The sequence below is a fragment of the Marmoricola sp. URHA0025 HA25 genome (genome assembly GCF_054059435.1).
In genome coordinates, this window is the sequence record NZ_JBSSCD010000001.1 from 2,386,492 (window position 1) to 2,408,858 (window position 22,367).

A 22,367-nucleotide genomic window follows, 5' to 3' on the forward strand; every position below is an offset into this window, starting at 1 on the left:
GGCTTTCCGGCGATCAGCTCCGGCGGAGGTTGCGCAGCACGTACTGCATGATGCCGCCGTTGCGGTAGTAGTTCGCCTCGCCCGGGGTGTCGATCCGGACGACCGCGTCGAACTCGACACCGTCGGCCCTGACCTTGACCGTCTTCGGGGTCGTGCCGTCATTGAGCGCGGTCACGCCGGTGATGGCGAAGGTCTCCTCACCGGTGAGCCCGAGCGACTCCGCGGTCTGGCCCTCCGGGAACTGCAGCGGCAGCACGCCCATGCCGATCAGGTTGGAGCGGTGGATGCGCTCGTAGGACTCCGCGATCACGGCCTTCACGCCGAGCAGCGCGGTGCCCTTCGCTGCCCAGTCGCGCGACGAGCCGGAGCCGTACTCCTTGCCGGCGAGCACCACGAGCGGAGTGCCGTCGGCCACGTAGTGCTCCGAGGCCTCGAAGACCGAGGTCACCTCTCCACCCTTGGTGAAGTCGCGCGTGACTCCGCCCTCGGTGCCCGGCGCCAGCTGGTTGCGCAGCCGGATGTTGGCGAAGGTGCCCCGGATCATCACCTCGTGGTTGCCGCGACGTGAGCCGTAGGAGTTGAAGTCACGCTGCTCGACGCCGTGCTCGGAGAGGTACCTGCCCGCGGGCGAGTCCTTCTTGATCGCGCCGGCCGGCGAGATGTGGTCGGTGGTCACCGAGTCGCCGAGCTTGAGCAGCACCCGTGCACCGTCGATGTCGGTGACCGGCGTGGGCTCGTCGGGCATGCCGTCGAAGTAGGGCGCCCGGCGCACGTAGGTCGAGTCGGGGTCCCAGGCGAAGGTGTTGCCCTCCGGCGTCGGCAGCGACTGCCAGCGCTCGTCGCCGGCGAACACGTCGGCGTAGTCGTTCGTGAACATCTCCGCCGTGATCGCACTGGCGATGGTCTCCTCGACCTCCGCCGGCGACGGCCAGATGTCCTCGAGGAACACGTCGTTGCCCTCGGAGTCCTGGCCGAGCGGGTCGGTGTAGATGTCGACGTCCATCGACCCGGCCAGCGCATAGGCGACGACGAGCGGCGGCGACGCCAGGTAGTTCATCTTGATGTCCGGGTTGATCCGGCCCTCGAAGTTGCGGTTGCCGGAGAGCACCGAGACGACCGCGAGGTCCTTCTCGTTCACGGCCGCGGACACCTCCGGGATCAGCGGGCCGGAGTTGCCGATGCACGTCGTGCAGCCGTAGCCGACGAGGTTGAAGCCGAGCTTGTCCAGGTACGGCGTCAGGCCGGCCCGCTCGTAGTAGTCGGAGACCACCTTCGAGCCGGGGGCCAGCGTCGTCTTGACCCAGGGCTTGCGCTGCAGGCCCTTCTCGACCGCCTTCTTCGCCAGCAGGGCGGCGCCGATCATCACCGACGGGTTCGACGTGTTGGTGCAGGACGTGATCGCCGCGATGGTCACCGCGCCGTGGTCGAGGGTGAACCTCGTGCCGTCGGCGAGGGTCACCTCCACCGGGTCGCTGGGACGGCCACCGTCCTTCGGCGCCGCCGACAGGTGGTTGTCCGGCGCCGTCTCGCCGTGGCCGTTGGACGGCGGGTCGGAGGCCGGGAAGGACTCGGCGACCGACTCGTCGTACCCCTGCTCGTCGCCGCCCTCGGCGGGCGCGACGTAGTCGGCGAGCGCGCCGCGGAAGGACTGCTTGGCGTCGGTCACCTGGATCCGGTCCTGCGGACGCTTCGGACCGGCGATCGAGGGGACGACGGTCCCGAGGTCGAGCTCGAGCCGCTCGGAGAATCGGGGCTCCGCCGCCGGGTCGTGCCAGAGGCCCTGCTCCTTGGCGTAGGCCTCGACGAGGGCGAGCTGCTCCTCGGAGCGGCCGGTCAGTCGCAGGTACTTCACCGTCTCCTCGTCGACCGGGAAGACCGCGATCGTGGAGCCGAACTCCGGGCTCATGTTGCCGATCGTGGCCCGGTTCGCGAGGGGCAGCGCCGAGACCCCGTCGCCGTAGAACTCGACGAACTTGCCCACCACGCCGTGCTTGCGCAGCATCTCGGTGATCGTGAGGACCAGGTCGGTCGCCGTCGATCCGGCCGGGAGCTCGCCGGACAGCTTGAAGCCCACGACGCGCGGGATCAGCATCGAGACGGGCTGGCCGAGCATCGCGGCCTCGGCCTCGATGCCGCCCACACCCCAGCCGACGACACCGATGCCGTTGACCATAGTGGTGTGGGAGTCGGTGCCGACGCAGGTGTCCGGGTAGGCCACACCGTCGCGAACCATCACGACTCGGGCGAGGTGCTCGATGTTGACCTGGTGGACGATGCCGGTGCCCGGCGGGACGACCTTGAAGTCGTCGAAGGCGCCCTGCCCCCAGCGCAGGAACTGGTAGCGCTCGCGGTTGCGCTCGTACTCGATCTCGACGTTGCGCTCGAAGGACTCGGGGGTGCCGAAGACGTCGGCGATCACGGAGTGGTCGATCACCATCTCGGCCGGGGCCAGCGGGTTGATCCTCGTGGCGTCGCCGCCGAGCTCGGCCATCGCCTCGCGCATGGTGGCCAGGTCGACCACGCACGGGACGCCGGTGAAGTCCTGCATGATCACGCGGGCCGGCGTGAACTGGATCTCCTTGTCGGGCTGGGCGGTCTCGTCCCAGCCGGCGAGCGCACGGATGTCGTCGGCGGTGATGTCGGCGCCGTCCTCGGTGCGCAGGAGGTTCTCGAGCAGCACCTTCAGGGAGAAGGGGAGCGACGCGACGTCGAGACCCTCCCCGCTGACCGCGTCGAGCCGGTAGATCTCGTAGGAGCTCCCGCCGACCTCCAGCGTGTCCTTCGCACCGAAGCTGTCCTTGCTGGTTCCCGCGCTGGCCATCGACGTCTCTCCTCAAGAAATGTGCGGTCTCGGTGCCCACCCAGGGCCCATCTTGCCCATCCCGCACGACGTGCGGGAAGCCGGTCTCACCGAATCCGGATTTTTATCTTGATATCAAGATACACGACGTCGACGATTGTCCGCGGACCGGGCACTCAGGCCCTGGTCCGGCCGATCGCCTCGACGTGGACGGCCGGGTCGGAGGTGAACCGCTCTCCGGGTCCGCCGGGACCGTAGACGACGAGCTCGTCGAACCCGAGAGCCTGCGCCCGGTCCACGGCCTCGAGGTACGCCGCGACGCTCCCGGTCGGTCGCACCGTGCCGTAGCCGAGCAGGAGCGACCGGCGCAGATCCTGCGGCTCGCGGCCGACAGCCCGGCAGGCCGCGGCCATCCGCTCCACCTGGACGGCGACCTCTCTCCAGTAGTCGTCCGGTTCGGCGAGGCTCGAGCTCGGGCCTCCGTAGGTGTTCCACGCGTCGGCATGACGCGCGGCCAGCTCGATCGTCCGTGGGCCGTGCGCGGCGAGCATCAGGTACGGCCTCGTGGCGCCCTCGGGCACGGCCGTCGTCTCCAGGCCGGCGAAGCTCCTGGTCCGGCCCTCCCAGTCGGTCGCGCCGTCGAACACGGCGACCATGCCCTCCACCACGTCGACGAGCCGGCGGTGCATCTCACCCTGCGTCGGGACCTCGCCCCGGTCGGCCTGCGCACACCGGGGCGAGCCGGCGCCGAGGCCGAGCACGAGACGGCCGGCCGAGACGTCGTCGACGGTCGCCGCGAGCCTGGCGAGCGCCACCGGGGAGTGCAGGGTCGCCGAGGCCACCAGCGTGCCGAGCTCCATCGTCGTGGTCACGCCCGCAGCCGCCGCGAGGGTGGTGAACCCGTCGGCCAGCCAGCCGCCTGCCGCGGTCGGGTGGGTGAGGTGGTCGTAGACGTAGGCGACGTCGTAGCCGATCTCCTCGGCCCAGGCGAAGTCGGCCGCCAGCTCGCTCCACGGACGCGTCTGCGGGAAGACGACGCCGAGCCTCATGCGTGCACCTCCGACGGGACCAGCAGGGCGACGCACTCCACGTGGTGCGTCATCGGGAAGAGGTCGAAGGCACGCAGGCTGCCGAGCTCATAGCCGGCGTCCCGGAACCAGGCGACGTCGCGGGCTAGCGCTGCCGGGTCGCACGCCACGTAGGCGACGGCGCGCGGACCGAGGCCGGCGATCGCCTCGACGACGGCGCGCTTCGCGCCTTCCCGCGGCGGGTCGAGCACGACGAGATCGATGCCTCGCTGCGAGCCGAACCCCTGCGACAGCACCCGGTCGACCCGGCCGGCGCGGACCGCGGCCTGGGGGAAGTCGGCGAGGTTCTCCCCCGCCAGCTCGCTCGCCCGCCGGTCCGCCTCGACGCTGACGACGCCTCCCGCACGTCCGACCGCCTCCGCGAGGAAGGCGGAGAACAGCCCGACGCCGGCGTACAGGTCGAGCGCACGCTCGCCCGGACGCGGCTGCAGCATGCCGAGCACCGCCTCGACCAGCACCCGGGGCGCGTCCGGGTGGACCTGCCAGAAGCCGTCGGCCGCGACCCGGAAGTCGCGTCCTGCGACGTGCTCGACCACGACCTCGGCGGACGAGGACCGCGGTCTGCCGCCCTCTCCGGTGGCCGAGCCGGTCGAGACCCGGGCGTCCGGCGCGGCGATCAGGCACTCCTCGACGGGTACGACGTCGTGCGACCGGTGCTTGCGCAGCCCGCGACCACCTCCCGGCAGCGCGACGTACTGCATCCGGGTCCGCCACCGGAGTCCGTCGCGGGTTCCGTCGGTCTCGACTGCCTCGACCACGGGTTCGAGATCGATCCCGGCCAGTCGGCGCAGCTGCTCGGCGACCACGTCGGCCTTCAGTCGTCGCTGGGCCGGAAGGGCGACGTGCTGGAAGTCGCAGCCGCCGCAGCCGCCGGGATGCGCGAGCGGGCACGGCGCCCCGACCCGGTCGGCCGAGGCCTCGAGCACCTCGACCGCGTCACCACGCAGGAACGACTTGCTGACCTCGGTGATCTCCACGACCACCCGCTCGCCGGGAAGCGCGTGCCGGACGAACACCACGACGTCTCGCCGTTCGACCGGATCGGCCTCCTCGGCGGGCTCGCCGACCGGCGCGGGGATCCGCGCAACGACGTGACTGCCGTGCGCGATCGGCCCGGTGCGTGCCTCGACACGGTCGCCCACGGCGAAGAGGGTGCGAGCGGTCACCGGTCGACGCGTCCCCGGCGGATGTCGCCCGCCCGCAGCCGCTGCAGCTGCCAGTCCTCGCGCTCCTTGCCGACCTCGGAACCGCGCAGCTGGTACGGCACCGAGATCACCATGACGCCGGGCGTGAACAGCAGCCTGCCCTTGAGCCGCAGTGCCGTCTGGTTGTGCAGGAGCTGCTCCCACCACCTGCCGACGACGTACTCGGGGATGAAGACCGCGACGACGCCGCGCGGGTTGTGCTCGCGAATCTCGACGGCGTACTGGACGACCGGCCGGATGATCTCGCGGTACGGCGAGTACAGCACCTTCAGCGGTACGTCGATCCGGCGCTCGTCCCACTCCGCGATGAGCCGGTCGGACTCCTGCTGCTCCGTCGCCACGAAGACCGCCTCGAGGACGTTCGGGCGGGTGGCCTTGGCGAACGCGAGGGCCCGCATCGTGGGCTTGTGCAGCTTGGAGACGAGCACCATCGCGTGCACCCGGGTCGGCATGATCGGGTCCTCGTCACCCACGACGAGCTCCTCGGAGACCCGGTCGTAGTGCCGCCGGATCGCCTTCATGATCGCGAAGAACACGACCATCGCCAGGATCGCGATCCACGCGCCGGCGAGGAACTTGGTGACCAGCACGATCACGAACACGACCGCCGTCATGGCGAGTCCGAAGGTGTTGATCGCCCGCGAACGGTACATGCGGCCCCGCACAGCAGGGTCCTTCTCCGTCTTCAGGTGACGGGTCCAGTGCCGGATCATCCCGAGCTGGCTCAGGTTGAACGAGACGAAGACGCCCACGATGTACAGCTGGATCAGCCGGGTCGGCTCTGCGCGGAACGCGACGATCAGGACGATCGCGAGCCCGGCGAGGAACAGGATCCCGTTGCTGTAGGCGAGCCGGTCGCCGCGCGAGCCGAGCTGGCGTGGCGCGAACCCGTCCTTGGCCAGGATCGAGCCCAGCACCGGGAACCCGTTGAACGCGGTGTTGGCCGCCAGGATCAGGATGATTCCCGTCATCGCGACCACGAAGTAGAAGCCGGGCGGGAAGTCGCTGAAGACGGCCCTGGCGATCTGCGCGATCACCGTGTGCTCGTCGAAGCCCCGGGGCAGCGGGCTCCCGTCACCTCGGCGGAGGCGTTCGAGGTCGTTGGGGTCGACGTACTTGAGCCCCATCTGGTGCGCCAGCACGATGATGCTGAGCAGCATGGTCACCGCGATCATCCCGAGCAGGAGCAGGGTGGTCGCCGCGTTGCGGCTCTTCGGCTTGCGGAAGGCCGGCACGCCGTTCGAGATCGCCTCGACACCGGTCAGGGCAGCGCATCCCGAGGAGAAGGCGCGGGCCAGCAGGAAGATCATTGCGGCCGTCCCGATGCTGCCGCCGTAGCCCGGGGCGGGGTGGAGCTGGAGCTTGGCGCTCTCGACGTCGGGCAGGTTGCCCGAGAGGCCGCGGTACAGCGCGTACAAGGTCATCCCGACGATGCCGATCATGAACCCGTACGTCGGCACGGCGAACCACGCGCCGGACTCGCGGACCCCTCGCAGGTTCATCGCGGCGAGCACGACGACCAGAATGCAGGCCCACGTGGTCTCGTGGTGGTTGATGAAGCCGACCGCGGACGCGGCGTTCTGCACACCGGAGGACACCGAAACCGCGACGGTCAGGACGTAGTCGACCAGCAGCGCGCTCGCCACCGTCACGCCGGCGGTCCGGCCCAGGTTGACCGTGGCCACCTCGTAGTCGCCACCACCGGACGGGTAGGCGTGCACGTTCTGCCGGTAGGAGGCCACCACGGTGATCATCACCAGCGCGACCACGAGGCCGATCTTCCACGACCAGACGTAGGCCGAAGCGCCGGCGACGGACAGCATGATGAAGACCTCGTCGGGCGCGTAGGCGACCGAGGACAGCGCGTCACTGGCGAAGACCGGCAGCGCGATCCGCTTGGGAAGCAGCGTCTCGCCGAGCTGCTCGCTGCGCAGCTTGCGCCCGAGCAGCAACCGCTTGGAGAACCCACCGACACCCACGAGCGTCAAGGCTAGGCCATCGGCCGAGCACCGGCCGCCCGCCGTCCGCCTTGCAGTAGCGTTCCCCACGTGCACGTCGTGATCATGGGTTGCGGGCGGGTCGGCTCCACGCTGGCGCGCTCCCTCGAGGACCGCAACCACACCGTCAGCATCATCGACAGCAATCCGGACGCGTTCCGGCGCCTGGGACCGTCGTTCAACGGCATCAAGGTCACCGGCTACGGCTTCGACCAGAAGGTGCTCACCGACGCGGGCATCGAGCGCGCGGACGCCTTCGCCGCCGTCAGCAGCGGCGACAACTCCAACATCATCGCCGCCCGCGTGGCCCGCGAGACCTTCGGGATCGAGCAGGTCGTCGCGCGGATCTACGACCCGGGCCGTGCCGAGGTCTACCAGCGGCTCGGGATCACCACCGTGGCCACCGTGAAGTGGACCGCGGACCAGGTCCTGCGCCCGGCTCCTGCCGGCGGGCGCCGAGCCCGACTTCCGCGATCCGTCCGGGACGATCCGGCTCGACCAGATCCCCGCACCCGACTCCTGGATCGGCCACCGCACCGTGCAGTTCCAGGAACAGTCGCGCTGCCGGATCGCGTGGATCGACCGGCTCGGCGAGGGAATGCTGCCGCAGCGCGACTCGGTGATCCAGGAGGGCGACCTGCTCCACGTCGTCATGCGCGAGGAGAACGCGACGCACGCCTACAAGATCATCGAGCGCGGGCCCGAGGAGGACTGAGCAGCATGCGCGTTGCCATCGCCGGTGCCGGTGCCGTCGGCCGTTCGATCGCCCGGGAGCTGATCACCAACGGCCACCAGGTGCTGCTCATCGACAAGGAGCCCGGCGCGATCAAGCCGGAGCGGGTGCCCGACGCCGAGTGGCTGCTGGCCGACTCGTGCGAGCTGTCCTCGCTGGAGGAGGCACGCCTCGAGCACTGCGACGTGGTCATCGCCGCGACCGGCGACGACAAGGCCAACCTGGTCACCTCCCTCCTCGCGAAGACCGAGTTCGGGGTGCCGCGCACGGTCGGCCGGGTGAACCACCCCAACAACGAATGGCTGTTCACCGAGGCCTGGGGCGTCGACGTGAACGTCTCGACGCCGCGGATCATGTCGGCCCTCGTCGAGGAGGCGGTCACCGTCGGCGACCTGGTCCGGCTCTTCACCTTCCGGCAGGGCAACGCCAACCTCGTCGAGATGACGCTGCCGGCCGGGTCGCCGTACGTCGGCAAGCCGTCGGGGCTGATCCCGTTCCCGGAGAACGTCGCCCTGGTCACCATCCTGCGCGACGGCCAGGTCTACACGCCCGACCCGCAGCAGCCGGTCGAGGCCGGCGACGAGCTGCTCTTCGTCTGCCAGGCCGATGTCGAGGAGGAGCTCGAGCAGGTGCTGGCTCCTCGCGAGAGCCACGCGTGAGCCGCGGCCACGTCCGATAACGGTTCGGCCAAATCTAGACGCGAATCTAGGACATTTCCCCGTTAATCGCCCCACGAGAATCGGGACCGGCGTAGCGTGGGGGCCTGGGCCCGCTCGCTGCTCGGGAGGCTGCGGGGAGGGAAGGCAAGCTCTGGGGGCGAGCGCGCCGCGATCTAGGGAATCGCATTGACGGAGATGCCTGAGGCAGCGCGGCCTCAGCTGCTGCACGGAGGCCGCGAGCCGGGTCAGGTCGACCCTCGCGTCACCGCCCAGGCCGCCGTCGACCTGCGCGTCTCGATGGTGCTCGCGGTGCTCGGCGGGCGGTCCGTCGAGGACGTGGCCGGCGTCTGGGAGATCGAGTCCTCGCTCCTGCACCGCTGGGTGCGCGACTTCCTCGTCGCCGGCTCCGCCGTGGTCACCAACAAGCCGGATCCCGACGAGGCACGCCAGCGCGACCGCTTCCTGGCCGCCTTCGCCCACGAGCTGCGGACCCCGGTCGCCGTGGCCAGGGGCTGGGCGATGTTGCTCGCGGAGGGCGAGGTGCCCGAGCAGCAGGTCCCCGACTCGCTCGAGAAGCTCTCGGATGCGCTGACGCGCCTGTCCGAGCACATCCTCGACGTCGAGCTCTCGGCCTCCGCCTCCCTGGGCCGGGTCCGCGTGAACGTCGAGCCCGTCGACGTCGGCTCGATCAGCGCAGGCCTCGACGGGAGTCCGGGTATCCGTCACGGCGCCGACCTGAAGGTGAACGCCGATCCGGCGCTGCTCGGCCGCGTCCTGCGCGACCTGTGGGCGACCGCCCACCGGGACCCGGCCCCCGAGCGCGTGTCGATCGACGTGGTCGAGGCAGGCTCGTGGCACGAGGTCCGGGTCGTGCGCGAGGGAGCCCCGATCAGCCCGATAGTGCTCCGCGCGCTGTTCGACCCGTTCGGCAACAACGACGACACCACCGGCGTGACCATCGGCCTGTACCTCGCCCGCGCCCTCGTGGTGGCGCACGGCGGGTTCCTCGGCGCCGAGGGTGACGACCAGAGCACCGTGCTGCTCGCGCGGCTGCCCCGCGAGCGACCGGCCGAGGAAGCAGCGACGGAGGCACCAGCAACAGAGGAACCAGCCGGCGGTCCGGAGCCAACAGGGCCCGGGGCGACGGGTGACAAGGGAGGGAAACCATGAAGTTCAAGCTGTCCTGCGGAGACGCCATGCCCGGCTGTTCCGCTCGTTTCGAGGACGAGAGCCGGGACGTGATCCTGGAGCAGGTCGCCGTGCACGCACGCGAAGCCCACGGCGTCGTCGACGTGACGCCCGAGATGCTGACGGCGATCGGGGCGAACATCGTCCCCGCCTGACTCGCCGAGATCGACCGGCCTGCCCCTTCGGTCGGGCCGGTCGATCCGCGTCAGGCCGCTGCCACAGGTGTCTTGTTGCGGCTGAGCAGCCACACCATCGCGGCGAGCGCCGCGATCTGGAGCGGCCACCCCATCGCGAGCTTCGCCACGCCGAGGGTGGCGACCGCGGAGTCCCGGTCCCACCAGTCGTTGCGGCCGGCGAGGTAGACGGGTGCCTGGACGGCGACCCGGACGACGCAGGGCAGCACGAGCAGCCAGGTCAGCTGGCTGCACAGCCTCACCGTCCCCCGGTCGCGGTGCCAGGCGGTCGGGTCCCCCGTGACACTTCCGACCATGAAGCCGACGACCGGCCAGCGGATCAGGATCGTGAAGACCATCACCACCGAGTAGGCCAGGTTGTAGAGGATGCCCGGGAGGAAGTAGGCCAGCGCCTGGTCGTTGGCGTCTCCGCCGCCACGCGCCGCGCGCCAGGCGAAGAGCGCACCGACGCCGATCCCGAAGAGGCTGTTGAGCACGAACTGGGTCGTCGTCCGCTGGCCGATCCGCACGGCCAGCAGCACGAGGGCGCAGCTGACCGCCACGACCACGGAGAGCTTCAGCTCGTGGGAGACGAGGAAGCCGACCGTGAACACCGCGGTCGGCACTGCCGCCTCGAGCATGCCGCGCCGTCCACCGAGCGCCTTCGCGAGCTGACCACGCACGACCTCCTCGACGGTGGTCGCTGCGACTGCGGTCGCCTGGTCGACGTCCCTGTCCTGGCCCTCGGGTGGCACGGGTCAGTACCGCAGGTCGTAGCGCGGGTTGTACATCACGCGGACGCCCCCGTGGACGCCGATGCGTCCGGTCACCCGGATCGTGCGCCCGGGGAAGATCCCGGCGATCCGCCGCCGGCCGAGCCAGAGCACGGTGATCGTGCCCGACCCGTCGAAGAGCTCCGCCTCGAGCGCGGGCACGCCACCGCGGGGACGCAGGGTCACGGTGCGGAGGCTGCCCTGGACGGTCACCATCTCCCTGTCGGGGGCGACGTCGACCGGGACGCAGCCGGACTGGACCGCATGGGTGCGCAGCTCGGCGGCCTCGGCGTGCGACTCGCTCGCCCACTGGCGCAGGCCGCTTCGCAGCCCCTTGGTGATCGACATGGTGTTGAGCCTATTTCCTGCCTGTTCGTGGTGCCCGGGTCTTCGCCGATCGGTCCGCGTTCACTCGGCGAGCGGTGTGGCCTGCGGGGGCATCCGCAGCGGGAGCGCCTCGCCGGGAGCCATCGCCTCGTTGCCGCGGCGGACGGCGACGTTGCGCAGCGCGGTCTCGAAGGGCTCGGCGTACTCGGCGTCGAACGCCGGTCGTCCGGCCATTGTCGCCCGCAGGAACCACCGCGGGCCGGTGTGGCCGATCACCCGGGACGGCTGCGTCAGCGACTCGCCGTTCGGGCCGGTCACCGGCACCTGACACAGCAGCTCCGGGCCGAAGCTGCCGTCCTGCTCGGTCGCGGTGCCACCGCGCCGGGTCGTGTCCGCGGCGATCTCACGGCGTGCCTCGGTCCAGAGGTCGCCGCCGCGGGACGACGCGAACGCGCGCATCTCGAGGACACCCTCGTCCGCGACGAGGAGGACGGTCATCACGGTGCCGGTCTCCTCGTCCACCTGCAGCCGCAGGTCGAGGCCGTCGGGAGGCTGCACGAGAAGGCTGCCGAGGTCGACGTACGCCGCGTCCGGGTCCAGCTCGCTCGCGTCGATCGGCCCGCGAGGACCGTCGGACTCTCCCGCGACGTCCCCGATCGGGCCGGCCACGTCCTCCCCGACGGGGTCGCCCTGCTTGCGACGCAACCTCATGCAAACCCTCCAGTCGATCCGTAGCCACCGGCTCCGCGCGCCGAGTCCGGCAGCTCCTCGACCTCGACGAAGGTCGCGGTCTCGAACTGCTGGATCACCAGCTGCGCGATCCGGTCACCGCGCCTCAGCTCGATCGGCGTCGCCGGGTCGAGGTTGACCAGGCACACCTGCACCTCTCCACGGTAGCCCGCGTCGATCGTGCCCGGTGCGTTGACGATCGAGAGCCCGTTGCGATGCGCCAGCCCGGAGCGGGGGTGCACCAGTGCGACGTACCCCTCGGGCAGCGCCAGTGCGACGCCGGTGGGGACCAGCGCGCGCTCGCCGGGCTTCAGGGTCACGTCCTCGCGGGCGAAGAGGTCGGCGCCCGCGTCGCCGGGGTGTGCGTACTTCGGCATCGGCAGCTCCGGGTCGAGCCGGAGGATGCTGACCTGGACGCGTTCTCGGACACTTCGCTCGCTCACGGGCAGCGACCCTACCCGCGGGCACGCGCCGGCCTGATGTCAGGCTTTGCCCCATGCCGGCGTCCGTGATCTACACCGAGCGCCTCCGGGTGCCGCTGCGCTGGTGGGTCCAGGCGACGATGTTCCTCGCGACGCTCTGGCTGGCCCTCGTGGTCGCCCTTCCGGGCTGGCTCGCCTGGACCGCGTCCGCGGCCTCGTTCGCGGGCGTGTACGGGATCCTGGCCTGGCTCGGCACCGCCACGGTGCTCGTCGCCGACGGGGTCCTGCAGGCAGGCCCGGCGACGATCCCGCTCTCGCGGATCGGCGCCGCGGAGGCACTCGACAAGGACGCGACCCGGCGGGTCCACGGGATCGAGGCCGACGCCCGCGCGTTCCTGGTCACCCGGCCCTACATCGCCCGCTCGGTGAAGGTGCTGGTCGACGACCCCGCCGACCCGACGCCGTACTGGCTGATCTCCTCGCGACACCCCCGCCAGCTCGCTGCCGCCCTCACCGGCTCGCACTGACGCACCGCATCCGGGAGGCGCAGGCCTTGGCATGGGCCCGGGTGCGCGGGGCACTAGGGTGAGGCGAATCCGAGGTGAGAGGTCGACGATGGCGAAGAAGTCCGGTCACAAGGACAGCTCGAAGATCTGGGGGATCTTCTCGTTGCTGGCCGCGGTCGCCGCGGCCGCCGCCGCCCGCAAGGCGCTGAACGCCTCGTGGAAGGCCGCCACCGGCAAGCCCCCGCCCGCCAACCCGGCCTCCCCGGACGTCGAGATGCGCGAGGCGCTCCTCTGGGCCGCGGTCAGCGGCACCATCGTCGCGGTCGCCCGGATGCTGGCGACCCGCCGTGCGGCCCAGTACTACGCCCGCTCGACCGGGCACCTGCCGCCCGGCGTCGCCGACGACGTCTGAGCCGCCCGCCAGGTCTCGTCTGATCGCTCGCTGGCGCTCGCTGCTCGACCACCCTGTGGCTGCGCCCCGGTGGTTGAGCCTGTCGAAACCCTCACCAGGTCTCGTCTGATCGCTCGCTGGCACTCGCTGCTCGACCACCCTGTGGCTGCGCCCCGGTGGTCGAGCCTGTCGAAACCCTCACCAGGTCTCGTCTGATCGCTCGCTGGCACTCGCTGCTCGACCACCCTGTGGCTGCGTCCCGGTGGTTGAGCCTGTCGCAACCCCTCCTGGGCGTGCGAACGGCCGCCTCCCGGGTGGGGGGCGGCCGTCGGTGTTCGGTCGGTGCGGCGCTCAGGCGCAGTCGCGGCAGATCAGCTTCTTCTCGTCGGCCAGCTGGCTGCGGTGGTGGACCAGGAAGCAGCTCATGCAGGTGAACTCGTCGTCCTGGCGAGGCATCACCTCGACCGCGAGCTCCTCGTGGCTCAGGTCCGCGCCGGGCAGCTCGAACGACTCGGCGGCCTCCGCCTCGTCCTCGTCGACCTTGCCGGAATTCTTGTCGTGACGCCGCGCCTTGAGCTCCTCGAGGCTGTCCTCGTTCTGCTCTTCCTCGGTCTTGCGCGGTGCGTCGTAGTCGGTCGCCATCGTCCCTCTCCTGATACTGCGCCGCATCCACGTGATTTAAGGGCGGCGCGCAGATTGTGCACCACATCGGGTCGAAGTGCACATCCATTCCCCGGCATGTCCAGGGACTGGCACAACGAAAGCACCCCACAGGTTGTTCCCGCGGACGTCAGCGGCCGTTCCCGGTGAAGCCACACGACCCCACCAGCCCCAGGAAGCCTTCGTACGACGGGGCGGGAGCGGCCACGACGAGCCGCCGTCCCGAGGCGCCCTCGAGGACCTCGACGACCGCGCCGGCCTCCTCGGCGATCAGCCCACCGGCGGCGTAGTCCCAGGGATTGCAGCCCTCCTCGACATAGCCGTCGGACTGGCCGCACGCCAGCGCGCAGAGGTCCAGCGCACACGAGCCGAACCGCCGGATGTCGGCGACGTTGACCACCAGCCGGGCCACCGCCGCCGCCTGACGCTCGCGGACGGCGAGCTCGTAGTTGAAGCCGGTCGACACCACCGACCGGTCCAGCGGTCGCGGCGCACGGACCTCGATCGGACGGTCGTTCCGGGTGGCCCCGCGTCCGCGGACGGCGGCGTACTCGTCGCCGGTGGCCGCGTTGACCACGACGCCGACCTGCACGGCGCCGTCGACCTCCACGCCGATCGACACGGCGTACTGGGGCAGCCCGAGGAAGTAGTTGACCGTGCCGTCGATCGGGTCGACGACCCAGCGCACGCCGCTGGTCCCGGCGGTGTCGCTGCCTTCCTCGCCGAGGAAGCCGTCCCCTGGCCTCGCGGCGAGGATCCGCTCGAGGATCAGGGCCTCGCTGGCCCGGTCGGCCTCGGTGACGACGTCGGTGGCGCTGCTCTTCGTGGCGGCCACGCGCACGCCGACCTCCCGGCGCGTGCGCACGAGCTCGCCGGCCTCGCGTGCGACCACGAGGGCGAGCTCGAGCAGCTCGTCGTGGAGGTCACCCATCAGTCGCGCCCCTCAGTCCGAGCCGCACAGCGCCGGGCGGTGACCCCGCGGGTTCGCGCAGCAGCCGGCCGCGCACACGTCCCAGGCCGGCGGCACGCCACCCACGGCGGCCCGTGGTGGGTCCTCCCCGCGCTCGACCGCGGCCCGCTCGAGGAGCAGGTCGCGGACCATCGCGACGAACCGCGGGTCGACGCCCGCGGTGGCCGCACGCTCGCACGCGATCCCCAGCTCCTGTGCCGTCGCCATCGCCTCCGTGTCGAGGTCGTAGATGACCTCCATGTGGTCGGAGACGAACCCGATCGGGACCAGCACCACGGCGGGGACCTCGCGGTCGCGCAACGCACGCAGGTGGTCGTTGACGTCCGGCTCGAGCCAGGGCACCGACGGCGGGCCCGACCGCGAGCAGAACACGAGTGCCGAGGGATAGCGATGCCCTGTCTCCTCGCGGACCCGGTCGCTGATCTCGTCGACGACGCTGCGGTGCTGGTGCACGTAGGCCTCGCCGATCGGGCCGCTGGCGCTGTTCATCGAGGTCGGGATCGAGTGCGTGACGAAGACCAGGTGGGCCTCACGGCGTACCGCGTCGGGGAGGGCGGCCAGGGCGGTGAGAGTCGCGTCCACGTTGGGCTCGACGAAGCCGGGATGGTTGAAGTAGGCGCGCAACCGGTCGAGCCGTGGGGCGCCCGGCACCTTCGCGACGGCGTCGGCGAGGTTCTCCCTGTACTGCCGGCAGCCGGAGTAGGAGGAGTACGCCGAGGTGAACAGGCAGGCCGCCCGGGTGATCCCGTCGGCGTTCATCTTGCCCAGCGTGTCGGCCAGGTAGGGGTCCCAGTTGCGGTTGCCCCAGTAGACCGGGAGGTCGATGCCGTTGGTGACCAGGTCCTCACGCACCGCGGCGACCAGCGCGCGGTTCTGGTCGTTGATCGGGCTGCGACCGCCGAACAGGTCGTAGTGCGCGCCGACCTCGACCAGCCGCTCGTCGGGGATGTCCTTGCCCGCGGTCACGTTGCGCAGGAACGGCACGACGTCCTCGGGTCTCTCCGGTCCGCCGAAGGACACGATCAGGACTGCGTCGTAGGGGTCCGGACCGGGGGGCATGTCCAGCATCTTAGGTTCACCAGCCTCGTTAGGGTTCCTCACGCCATGCTCGACACCTACCGCACCGTCTTCGCCCACCGGGGTGCGCTGGCGTTCTCGGCGACGGGGATGCTCGCGCGGCTGCCGATCTCGATGATGACCCTGGGGATCGTGCTGCTGGTCAGCTCGGTGACCGGCTCCTACACGATGGCCGGCCAGGTGTCCGCGGCGTACATCGTGGGCAACGCGGTGGTCGCGATCCCCCACGGCCGTCTCGCCGACCGATTCGGCCAGACCCTCGTCCTGTACGCCGACGCGGTGCTGTTCGCCCTCACGACCGGCCTGCTCGTCCAGGCGATCACCCACGGCTGGGTGACGCCCTGGCCGCACGTGATGGCCGCGCTCTCCGGCGCCACCCTCCCCCAGGTCGGGTCGATGGTGCGCGCCCGGTGGGCCCACATCGTCACCGACGACACCGAGCGACACACGGCGTTCGCCGTGGAGGCGGTCGGCGACGAGGTGGTGTTCGTGACCGGCCCCGCGCTCGTCACCTTCCTCTCCACGCTGCGCGCTCCGCAGACCGGCCTGGTGACGGCGCTCGTGGTCGGGACGGTCGGCACCGTGCTCCTCGCGCTCCAGCGTCGCACCGCACCCGCGCCCGCGCCGGCCGGCGGGCACGACGCGGCGGTGTCGATGCCGTGGCGCCGCATCCTCCCCATCGCGTTCGCAGCCGTGGCGTTGGGCTGCCTGTTCGGGGCACTCGAGGTCGCGACGGTCGCCACTGCCGGCCACGGCGGTCACAAGGCCGCCGCCGGCGTGCTGCTGGCCGGGTTCTCCCTCGGGAGCATGGTGTCCGGCCTGGTGGCGGGAGCGGTGCACTGGTCGGCACCCGACCACCGGCGCTTCCAGGTGGGTGTGGCCGCGCTTGCCGTCACGATGCTGGTGCTGCCGTTCCTCGCCGACCTCGTCGTGCTCGGTGTCCTGCTGTTCCTGATCGGCCTGACTCTCGCACCGAGCCTGATCGCGGTCGTCTCGCTGCTCGAGGCGTCGACGCCACGAGGACGCCTCACCGAGGCGATGGCGGTCTTCCAGACGGGGATCTCGGCCGGCATCGCGCCGGGCGCCTACCTGGCCGGCGTCACGGCCGACCACACCGGCGGCGCGGCGTCGTACTGGGTCTGCGTGGCGTCGGGCGCCGTCACCTTCGGCGCCGCGCTGCTGTGCCGACCGGCGCCGTCCGTGGCCGAGGAGACAACTAGCCTTCGACCATGAGCAGCTGGCGCAACTGGGCGGGCCTCACGACGGTGACCCCGACCGAGGTCCGGACGCCGCGGGACACCGACGACGTCGTTGCGGCAGTCGAGCGGGCGCGCGAGCGGCGTACGACCGTCAAGATGCCGGGCACGGGCCACTCGTTCACCGGCATCGCCGCACCCGAGGGCATCATGCTGAGCCCGGCGCAGCTGACCGGCATCGTCGCGGTGGATCGCGAGGCGATGACCGTGACGGCGCTCGCGGGCACGCCCCTGAAGGTGCTCAACGCCGGTCTCGAGGCGCTCGGGCTCTCGCTGCACAACATGGGTGACATCGCCGAGCAGACCCTGGCCGGCGCCATCTCCACCGGCACCCACGGCACCGGCGGGCTCGTCGGCTCGCTCAGCGCGCAGCTCGCCGGTCTCGAGCTGGTCACCGGCACCGGCGAGGTCCTGCGTGCCTCGGAGACCGAGAATCCCGAGGTCTTCGCGGTGGCGCGCGTCGGCCTCGGCGCCGTGGGCATCATCACCTCGCTGACGTTCCGCGTCGAGCCGATGTTCACGCTCGAGGCGCACGAGTTCCCGATGGTGTGGCGCGACGCCCTCGCCGGCTTCGACGATCTCGTCGAGGCCAACCACCACGTCGAGCTCTTCTGGTTCCCGCACTCGGAGTTCGTCCAGGCCAAGGTGAACAACCGGACGCTCGACGAGCCGGAGCCGCTCAACCGGTTGCGCCGCTGGTTCGACGACGAGCTCGTCGCCAACACCGTCTTCGGCCTGGCCAACAAGGTAGGCAACCGCTGGGCCGGTGCGGTCCCTCGCATCAACCGGCTGTCGGGGCGGGCGCTGTCCGAACGGACCTACTCCGACGTGCCGCACAAGGTGTTCACGTCGACTCGTGAGGTGGTCTTCCGGGAGATGGAGTACGCCGTCCCGCGCGAGGCCGGCCTGGAGGCGCTCCGCGCCGTCCGTCGCTGGATCGACGCCTCGGGGATCAACATCAGCTTCCCGGTCGAGGTGCGTACGACGCCCGCAGACGACATCGCGCTGTCGACGTCGAGCGCACGCGCGTCCACCTACCTGGCCTTCCACATGAACGCGCAGACCGACCATGCAGCGTACTTCGCGGGCGTCGAGGAAATCCTGCGCCGGTACGACGGCCGGCCGCACTGGGGCAAGCTGCACACCCGCACGGCCGCCGACCTCGAGCCCGCCTACCCCCGGTGGGCCGAGTTCCGGGCGGCCCGCGACCGGCTCGACCCCGACCGGCTGTTCGCCAACGACTACCTGCGCCGGGTCCTCGGGAGCTGAGACGCGCCCGCCGGTGGTCGAGCCGTCCCCGGTCGTTGAGCCTGTCGAAACTCCCTGCGTGCCGCACCAGGTCTCGACTGATCGCTCGCTGGCGCTCGCTGCTCGACCACCCGGTGGTTCCGCTGCCCTCCGGTGGTTGGGCAGCCCGAGACGCTCGCTGGCGCTCGCTGCTCGACCACCCGGTGGTTCCGCTGCCCGCCGGTGGTTGGGCGGCCCGAGACGCTCGCTGGCGCTCGCTGCTCGACCACCCTTTCGTTCAGCCTCCGCTGGTCGGGCGGCCCTAGACGCTCGCCGGGCCGCTCGCCACCGGGGCCCGCCAGTTCCGCAGGATCGCCAGCACCCGCCAGCCGAAGCAGACCAGGACGCCGGGCAACGCAACCACCCACACCGTCCATCCCTGCTCCTGGGCGACGACGGCCCAGGTCGCGCCGGCGAGCGCCGGAGTCGCGTAGAGCTCGCTGGAGAACACGACGGGGACCCGGCCCGCGAGCAGGTCGCGGGCCATCCCGCCACCGATGCCGGTGACCATGCCCATGAGTGCCGAGGGGACCGGCCCGAGCCCGTACTCCAGGGCCTTGAGCGCACCGGTCACGCAGAAGAGGCCGAGGCCGGCGGCGTCGAAGACGTTGACCAGGCGCTCCATCCGGCCCAGCGCCGGGTGGAAGGCGAAGGTGGTCAACCCGGCCGCCACCGGAACCAGCAGGTACCGCCAGTCGGAGAGCGCCGTCGGCGGGGTCGCGTCGATCAGCACGTCGCGCAGGAACCCGCCGCCGAGACCCGTCGTACCGGCGAGCACGACGACCCCGAAGATGTCCAGGTGCTTGCGCACCGCGACCAGGCCTCCCGAGATCGCGAACACGAAGATCCCGCCGAGCTCGAGGACCAGCAACAGGGGCGAGTCGTCGACCATGGGAGGGAGCGTAGGCCGTCCGGCACGGACCCCTGCGGCGCGCGCGAAGGTCCCTCGGAGCGGGGTGCGCGAAAGGTAGGCTCGCAGCACGCGGATCGAAGGAGTCGGCAACGATGCAGCACCTCACCCCGGTGGGGCTGAGCAAGGACGGCAAGACCCTCGTCCTGGTCAGCAACTCCGGCGAGGAGTACGCCGTACCGGTCGACCACCGGCTTCGCGCAGCCCTCCGGGGAGACCATGCTCGACTCGGCCAGTTGGAGATGAAGATGGAAAGCGCCCTTCGACCGCGCGACATCCAGGCGCGGATCCGGGGTGGCGAGTCCGCCGAGGACGTCGCCGCCGCCGCGCAGACCACGGTCGACGCGATCATGGGGTTCGCCGCCCCCGTCCTGGCCGAGCGGGCCCACATCGCCGAGAGCGCTCAGAAGTCCTCGATCCGCCGGCGCTCCACCGAGACCAGCACGGCCGTCGGCACGCTCGACCAGGCCTCGCGCCGGCACCTCTCCGACGTCGGCGTCCGCGCCGACGACGTCGAGTGGGACGCCTGGCGCCGCGAGGACGGTCGCTGGACCCTCGTCGCCCAGTACGCCGTCGGCGGCGCCCCGCGGCGCGCGGAGTTCACCTACGACCAGCCCGGCCGGTACGTCGTCGCCGACAACCAGGAGGCCAGGCTGCTGACCGGCGAGTCCAGCATGGCGCCGGAAACAGGCACGCCGGGACGCCGCCTGTCGGCGGTGCCCAGCGACCGGGGCGTCGACGACGAGCTGCCGCTGGGCGACGACGCGATCGAGCTGGTCCGCGACCGTGCGCTCGACCCGGCCGCAGACCACGGCGACGCCGACTGGATCGCGCGGACCGATGAGGAAGCCGAGGACGAGTCGGCGGCCGAGCACCACGACGAGACGGCAGAGGAAGCGGGGGCGACCGGTGCAGCCGCCGACCCGGAGCCGGCCGAGGTCGCGGAGAAGCCGGCGCGCAAGGGCAGGTCCTCGGTCCCGAGCTGGGACGAGATCATGTTCGGCGGCGGCAAGGGCGAGTGACCGGGGTCTCTGGACCGCGCGCTGGACCTGCTTCCTTACTCACGAGTAACATCTGCGCCACTGCGTGACGCACCACCGCGTTGCGAGTTGAATGGGCGTCAGCTCCCCGGAGCGCTGCGTCAGCCCCACCCATCCAGCGGGAAGAGGCTCCATGTCCTACTTCGTCACCGGTGCGACCGGCTTCATCGGTCGGTTCCTGGTCCAAGAGCTGCTCACCAACCGCGAGGGCGAGATCTACCTGCTGTGCCGGGAGGGTTCGCGGGCGCGGCTCGACGCCCTGATCACCCAGCAGTGGGGCGGCAGCTCGCGCCTGGTGCCCGTCATCGGCGACCTGCGCGCCGACCAGCTCGGTGTCGACCCCGAGTGGGTCGCGCAGCACCGCGGCGCGATCGACCACTTCTTCCACCTCGCCGCGATCTACGACATGACCGCGAGCGACGAGCTCAACGAGACCCTCAACGTCGGCGGCACTCGGGCGGCGCTGTCCCTCGCGGGCGCGCTCGAGGCGGGCATCTTCCACCAGGTGTCCTCGATCGCGGCCTCCGGTGACTACCGCGGCCTGTTCGACGAGTCGATGTTCGACGAGGGCCAGGGCCTGCCGTCGGCGTACCACCGCACGAAGTTCGAGTCGGAGAAGATCGTCCGCGAGGAGTCACCGGTGCCCTGGCGGGTCTACCGCCCGGCGGTCGTCGTCGGCCACTCCGAGACAGGCGCGATGGACAAGATCGACGGGCCGTACTACTTCTTCCCGCTGTTCAAGCGGATGCGCGACACCCTCCCCTCCTGGCTGCCGCTGGTGGGCGTCGACCTCGGTGACACCAACGTCGTACCGGTGGACTACGTCGCCAAGGCGATGGACCACCTGGCGCACGTGCCGGACCGCAACGGCGAGGCGTTCCACCTGGTCAACCCCGAGCCGCAGAACACCATCGAGCTGGTGAACACCTTCGCGGCGGCCGCCAAGGCGCCCCAGTTCGCGGTGCCGTTCGACCGCAGCATGACCAGCCGGCTCCCCACCGGCCTGCTCCCCCGGCAGTTCCGTCCCGGAGCCCTGATCGGCGCTGCGCTGCGCACCCCGCCGGCCCACGTCGCGCTGAACCAGACGCTCGGGCGCGTCGGCATCCCGCCCGAGGTGCTCGAGCACGTCTCGTTCCCGACCGTCTACGCGTCGAGCTCCACCCAGAAGGCCCTCGCCGGCTCCGGCCTGGCGGTGCCCGACCTCGAGTCGTACGCCGGCACGCTGTGGTCGTTCTGGGAGGAGGTCCTCGACGACTCGATCACCCGCGACCGGAGCGCCGTCGCCGCACTGAAGGGCAAGACGGTCGTGATCACCGGCGCCTCCTCCGGCATCGGCCGGGTGGTCGCGGTCCAGGTCGCCAAGGCCGGTGCGGTGCCGATCCTCGTCGCCCGCGGCAAGGACAAGCTGGAGGAGACCAAGGCACTGATCGAGAGCCAGGGCGGCCGGGCCTACGCCTACGGCTGCGACCTGTCCGACCTCCAGGCGATCGACGCGCTCACCGAGCAGCTCAGCGGCGACTTCGAGCGGATCGACTTCGTGATCAACAACGCCGGTCGCTCGATCCGCCGTTCGCTGAAGCTCAGCGAGGACCGCTTCCACGACTTCGAGCGGACCATGCAGCTCAACTACTACGGCGCGATCCGGCTGGTGATGGGCCTGCTGCCGAAGATGCGGGCGCAGAAGTCGGGCCACGTCGTGAACATCTCGTCAATCGGCGTCCTCACCAACCCGCCGCGGTTCAGCGCGTACGTCGCGTCCAAGGCCGCCCTCGACGCGTGGAGCAACGTGGTCTCCAGCGAGCTGGTCGGCGACGGCGTCTCCTTCACGAGCATCCACATGCCGCTCGTCCGCACGCCGATGATCGCGCCGACCCGGATGTACGACCGGTTCCCGACGATCAGCCCCGCCCAGGCGGCGGCCAAGGTCGTCACGGCGCTCGTCGACAAGCCGCACGAGATCAACACGCTCACCGGCAACCTCGGGGCGCTGGCCCACACGCTCGCCCCGAAGGCTGCGTTCCGGGTGCTGCACCTGGCCTACCAGATCTTCCCGGACTCGGCGGCCGCCCGAGGGGAGCAGCCCGCGACCCCGACCAACGAGCAGGCGATGATGGCGCGCGTGCTCAAGGGCGTCCACTGGTGATTCCCCGCGACCACCTCGGCGGACCGCTCGGCT

Annotated in this window: 21 protein-coding genes and 1 pseudogene; 10 read left to right on the forward strand and 12 right to left on the reverse strand. The window is 71.0% G+C overall.

The window, feature by feature from the left end; genetic code table 11:
* Window positions 1–13: 13 nt before the first annotated feature.
* From ACVW00_RS11770 to ACVW00_RS11785, 4 genes are all read right to left on the reverse strand, one after another.
* Window positions 14–2,821: an aconitate hydratase gene (locus ACVW00_RS11770; protein WP_457111083.1), complete on the reverse strand. Its 2,808-nt coding sequence runs from the start codon at window positions 2,819–2,821 to the stop codon at window positions 14–16.
* 155 nt (window positions 2,822–2,976) lie between these two features.
* On the reverse strand, window positions 2,977–3,849 hold the full coding sequence (locus ACVW00_RS11775; RefSeq protein ID WP_457111084.1) for an LLM class flavin-dependent oxidoreductase: 873 nt from the start codon (window positions 3,847–3,849) through the stop codon (window positions 2,977–2,979).
* Window positions 3,846–5,054, reverse strand: coding sequence for a class I SAM-dependent RNA methyltransferase (locus ACVW00_RS11780; RefSeq protein ID WP_457111085.1), 1,209 nt, complete (start codon window positions 5,052–5,054; stop codon window positions 3,846–3,848). The genes ACVW00_RS11775 and ACVW00_RS11780 overlap by 4 nt, the downstream gene beginning before the upstream one ends.
* Window positions 5,051–7,072 carry an APC family permease gene (locus tag ACVW00_RS11785; protein ID WP_457111086.1) on the reverse strand — a complete coding sequence of 674 codons (2,022 nt, stop codon included), beginning with the start codon at window positions 7,070–7,072 and terminating at the stop codon, window positions 5,051–5,053. The genes ACVW00_RS11780 and ACVW00_RS11785 overlap by 4 nt, the downstream gene beginning before the upstream one ends.
* Window positions 7,073–7,156: 84 nt before the next feature.
* On the opposite strand from ACVW00_RS11785, the pseudogene ACVW00_RS11790 reads away from it, so the two are divergent.
* The 4 genes and pseudogenes from ACVW00_RS11790 to ACVW00_RS11805 all read left to right on the forward strand — a co-directional run bounded on the left by ACVW00_RS11790 (window position 7,157) and on the right by ACVW00_RS11805 (window position 9,825).
* Window positions 7,157–7,805: pseudogene (locus tag ACVW00_RS11790) on the forward strand (NAD-binding protein).
* Between the two features lie 5 nt (window positions 7,806–7,810).
* Window positions 7,811–8,482: a potassium channel family protein gene (locus ACVW00_RS11795; RefSeq protein ID WP_457111087.1), complete on the forward strand. Its 672-nt coding sequence runs from the start codon at window positions 7,811–7,813 to the stop codon at window positions 8,480–8,482.
* Between the two features lie 195 nt (window positions 8,483–8,677).
* Window positions 8,678–9,652, forward strand: coding sequence for a sensor histidine kinase (locus ACVW00_RS11800; protein ID WP_457111088.1), 975 nt, complete (start codon window positions 8,678–8,680; stop codon window positions 9,650–9,652).
* A complete protein-coding gene (locus tag ACVW00_RS11805) occupies window positions 9,649–9,825 on the forward strand; it encodes a DUF1059 domain-containing protein (protein ID WP_457111089.1) in 177 nt (58 codons plus the stop codon). Before ACVW00_RS11800 ends, ACVW00_RS11805 begins: the two co-directional genes overlap by 4 nt.
* Before the next feature lie 50 nt (window positions 9,826–9,875).
* On the opposite strand, the gene ACVW00_RS11810 is transcribed toward ACVW00_RS11805, so the two are convergent.
* From ACVW00_RS11810 to dut, 4 genes are read right to left on the reverse strand one after another with little or no spacing between them, the layout of a single operon-like run.
* Complete coding sequence (locus ACVW00_RS11810) at window positions 9,876–10,598, reverse strand: DUF3159 domain-containing protein (protein ID WP_457111090.1); 723 nt, start codon at window positions 10,596–10,598, stop codon at window positions 9,876–9,878.
* Window positions 10,599–10,601: 3 nt separating this feature from the next.
* Window positions 10,602–10,964 (reverse strand): OB-fold nucleic acid binding domain-containing protein, encoded by a 363-nt coding sequence (locus ACVW00_RS11815; protein WP_457111091.1) that lies wholly within the window; start codon window positions 10,962–10,964, stop codon window positions 10,602–10,604.
* Window positions 10,965–11,024: 60 nt separating this feature from the next.
* Window positions 11,025–11,654 carry a DUF3710 domain-containing protein gene (locus tag ACVW00_RS11820; RefSeq protein WP_457111092.1) on the reverse strand — a complete coding sequence of 210 codons (630 nt, stop codon included), beginning with the start codon at window positions 11,652–11,654 and terminating at the stop codon, window positions 11,025–11,027.
* Window positions 11,651–12,115, reverse strand: a complete 465-nt coding sequence (gene dut / locus ACVW00_RS11825; protein ID WP_457111093.1) for a dUTP diphosphatase — start codon at window positions 12,113–12,115, stop codon at window positions 11,651–11,653. Before dut ends, ACVW00_RS11820 begins: the two co-directional genes overlap by 4 nt.
* A gap of 53 nt (window positions 12,116–12,168) precedes the next feature.
* Between dut and ACVW00_RS11830 the strand changes: the two genes are divergently transcribed.
* Window positions 12,169–12,621, forward strand: a complete 453-nt coding sequence (locus tag ACVW00_RS11830) for a DUF3093 domain-containing protein (RefSeq protein ID WP_457111094.1) — start codon at window positions 12,169–12,171, stop codon at window positions 12,619–12,621.
* Between the two features lie 88 nt (window positions 12,622–12,709).
* Window positions 12,710–13,012 (forward strand): DUF4235 domain-containing protein, encoded by a 303-nt coding sequence (locus ACVW00_RS11835; protein WP_457111095.1) that lies wholly within the window; start codon window positions 12,710–12,712, stop codon window positions 13,010–13,012.
* A 330-nt stretch (window positions 13,013–13,342) separates the two neighbouring features.
* Here ACVW00_RS11835 and ACVW00_RS11840 read toward each other — a convergent pair whose 3' ends face one another.
* The 3 genes from ACVW00_RS11840 to ACVW00_RS11850 form a co-directional block, all read right to left on the reverse strand.
* Window positions 13,343–13,633 (reverse strand): DUF4193 domain-containing protein, encoded by a 291-nt coding sequence (locus tag ACVW00_RS11840; protein WP_457111096.1) that lies wholly within the window; start codon window positions 13,631–13,633, stop codon window positions 13,343–13,345.
* Window positions 13,634–13,781: 148 nt separating this feature from the next.
* Entirely contained in the window at window positions 13,782–14,582 is an 801-nt protein-coding gene (locus ACVW00_RS11845; RefSeq protein WP_457111097.1) for an inositol monophosphatase family protein, read from the reverse strand.
* Between the two features lie 12 nt (window positions 14,583–14,594).
* A complete protein-coding gene (locus ACVW00_RS11850; protein ID WP_457111098.1) occupies window positions 14,595–15,680 on the reverse strand; it encodes a ferrochelatase in 1,086 nt (361 codons plus the stop codon).
* Window positions 15,681–15,725: 45 nt separating this feature from the next.
* On the opposite strand from ACVW00_RS11850, the gene ACVW00_RS11855 reads away from it, so the two are divergent.
* Both ACVW00_RS11855 and ACVW00_RS11860 read left to right on the forward strand, forming a co-directional pair.
* Window positions 15,726–16,931, forward strand: a complete 1,206-nt coding sequence (locus tag ACVW00_RS11855) for an MFS transporter (RefSeq protein WP_457111099.1) — start codon at window positions 15,726–15,728, stop codon at window positions 16,929–16,931.
* Window positions 16,928–18,223 carry a D-arabinono-1,4-lactone oxidase gene (locus tag ACVW00_RS11860; protein ID WP_457111100.1) on the forward strand — a complete coding sequence of 432 codons (1,296 nt, stop codon included), beginning with the start codon at window positions 16,928–16,930 and terminating at the stop codon, window positions 18,221–18,223. The genes ACVW00_RS11855 and ACVW00_RS11860 overlap by 4 nt, the downstream gene beginning before the upstream one ends.
* Before the next feature lie 280 nt (window positions 18,224–18,503).
* Here ACVW00_RS11860 and ACVW00_RS11865 read toward each other — a convergent pair whose 3' ends face one another.
* Complete coding sequence (locus ACVW00_RS11865) at window positions 18,504–19,133, reverse strand: trimeric intracellular cation channel family protein (RefSeq protein WP_457111101.1); 630 nt, start codon at window positions 19,131–19,133, stop codon at window positions 18,504–18,506.
* A 113-nt stretch (window positions 19,134–19,246) separates the two neighbouring features.
* Here ACVW00_RS11865 and sepH point away from each other — a divergent pair, with 113 nt between their 5' ends.
* Together sepH and ACVW00_RS11875 are read left to right on the forward strand one after the other, a co-directional pair.
* Window positions 19,247–20,173 carry a septation protein SepH gene (gene sepH / locus ACVW00_RS11870; RefSeq protein ID WP_457111102.1) on the forward strand — a complete coding sequence of 309 codons (927 nt, stop codon included), beginning with the start codon at window positions 19,247–19,249 and terminating at the stop codon, window positions 20,171–20,173.
* Between the two features lie 151 nt (window positions 20,174–20,324).
* On the forward strand, window positions 20,325–22,334 hold the full coding sequence (locus tag ACVW00_RS11875) for an SDR family oxidoreductase (protein ID WP_457111103.1): 2,010 nt from the start codon (window positions 20,325–20,327) through the stop codon (window positions 22,332–22,334).
* Window positions 22,335–22,367 lie beyond the last annotated feature (33 nt).

Excerpts from the sequence above, each read along its gene's own strand:
- ACVW00_RS11845 (WP_457111097.1), bottom strand. The coding sequence starts at position 14,582 with ATGGGTGACCTCCACGACGAGCTGCTCGAGCTCGCCCTCGTGGTCGCA.
- ACVW00_RS11820 (WP_457111092.1), bottom strand. The coding sequence starts at position 11,654 with ATGAGGTTGCGTCGCAAGCAGGGCGACCCCGTCGGGGAGGACGTGGCC.
- ACVW00_RS11860 (WP_457111100.1), top strand. The coding sequence starts at position 16,928 with ATGAGCAGCTGGCGCAACTGGGCGGGCCTCACGACGGTGACCCCGACC.
- ACVW00_RS11770 (WP_457111083.1), bottom strand. The coding sequence starts at position 2,821 with ATGGCCAGCGCGGGAACCAGCAAGGACAGCTTCGGTGCGAAGGACACG.
- ACVW00_RS11795 (WP_457111087.1), top strand. The coding sequence starts at position 7,811 with ATGCGCGTTGCCATCGCCGGTGCCGGTGCCGTCGGCCGTTCGATCGCC.
- ACVW00_RS11805 (WP_457111089.1), top strand. The coding sequence starts at position 9,649 with ATGAAGTTCAAGCTGTCCTGCGGAGACGCCATGCCCGGCTGTTCCGCT.
- ACVW00_RS11775 (WP_457111084.1), bottom strand. The coding sequence starts at position 3,849 with ATGAGGCTCGGCGTCGTCTTCCCGCAGACGCGTCCGTGGAGCGAGCTG.
- ACVW00_RS11865 (WP_457111101.1), bottom strand. The coding sequence starts at position 19,133 with ATGGTCGACGACTCGCCCCTGTTGCTGGTCCTCGAGCTCGGCGGGATC.
- ACVW00_RS11855 (WP_457111099.1), top strand. The coding sequence starts at position 15,726 with ATGCTCGACACCTACCGCACCGTCTTCGCCCACCGGGGTGCGCTGGCG.
- ACVW00_RS11800 (WP_457111088.1), top strand. The coding sequence starts at position 8,678 with ATGCCTGAGGCAGCGCGGCCTCAGCTGCTGCACGGAGGCCGCGAGCCG.
- sepH (WP_457111102.1), top strand. The coding sequence starts at position 19,247 with ATGCAGCACCTCACCCCGGTGGGGCTGAGCAAGGACGGCAAGACCCTC.
- ACVW00_RS11875 (WP_457111103.1), top strand. The coding sequence starts at position 20,325 with ATGTCCTACTTCGTCACCGGTGCGACCGGCTTCATCGGTCGGTTCCTG.
- ACVW00_RS11840 (WP_457111096.1), bottom strand. The coding sequence starts at position 13,633 with ATGGCGACCGACTACGACGCACCGCGCAAGACCGAGGAAGAGCAGAAC.
- ACVW00_RS11815 (WP_457111091.1), bottom strand. The coding sequence starts at position 10,964 with ATGTCGATCACCAAGGGGCTGCGAAGCGGCCTGCGCCAGTGGGCGAGC.
- ACVW00_RS11850 (WP_457111098.1), bottom strand. The coding sequence starts at position 15,680 with ATGCCCCCCGGTCCGGACCCCTACGACGCAGTCCTGATCGTGTCCTTC.
- ACVW00_RS11830 (WP_457111094.1), top strand. The coding sequence starts at position 12,169 with ATGCCGGCGTCCGTGATCTACACCGAGCGCCTCCGGGTGCCGCTGCGC.
- ACVW00_RS11835 (WP_457111095.1), top strand. The coding sequence starts at position 12,710 with ATGGCGAAGAAGTCCGGTCACAAGGACAGCTCGAAGATCTGGGGGATC.